The following is a 561-nucleotide window of genomic DNA, read 5'->3' on the forward strand; positions in this document are numbered from 1 at the left end:
CGACTACCTCGGCAAGGTGCGCGGTTTCATCGCGACGCAGGAGAGCAAGCTGCTCATCCCGGCGTCGTTCCTGCCGGTGAAGTGGCAGGACTGAGACACCGCTTCACGCCTCAGGCCGAGGTGGCCTGAGGCGATGAGACGGCGGCGCGTTCCGCCAGCAAGCTCGCGGCCAGATCGCGCAGATCCTGGGCGGCTGGGCTCAGGGGGTGGCGGGGCAGCAGCGGCACCTGCGCCCGGATCGCCGCTGGCACCTTCGGATCGCGCCTGACTGCGCCGAGCAGCGGCACGCCGGCGCCGAGACAGCTGCGGCAGGCGGAATCCAGCGCCGCATGCACCTTCAGCGCCTGGGCCCGCTGCGCCACCATGTTCACCAGCACGCCGGCGCGACCCTGCGGCGCGTCTCGGCGGTGCAGCTTGAGCACGGCATAGGCATCGGTGAGGCTGGTCGGCTCCTCGCTCGCGACGACGATCAGCAGATCGGCCCGCGCTGCCAGATGCCGCTGCGCCGCGCCGAGCCCTGCGCCGAGGTCCAGCACCACTTCGCACCGCTGCTCCCGCAGC

The 561-nt window shown here is 72.0% G+C and carries 1 protein-coding gene; it reads right to left on the minus strand.

The features are described 5' to 3' along the window. Window positions 1-110: 110 nt before the first annotated feature. On the minus strand, window positions 111-561 hold a 451-nt coding region (locus tag AC1DWF_RS37445; protein ID WP_476843478.1), incomplete at its 5' end, for a MinD/ParA family ATP-binding protein.

Source organism: Aminobacter sp. P4_D5 (assembly GCF_056401815.1).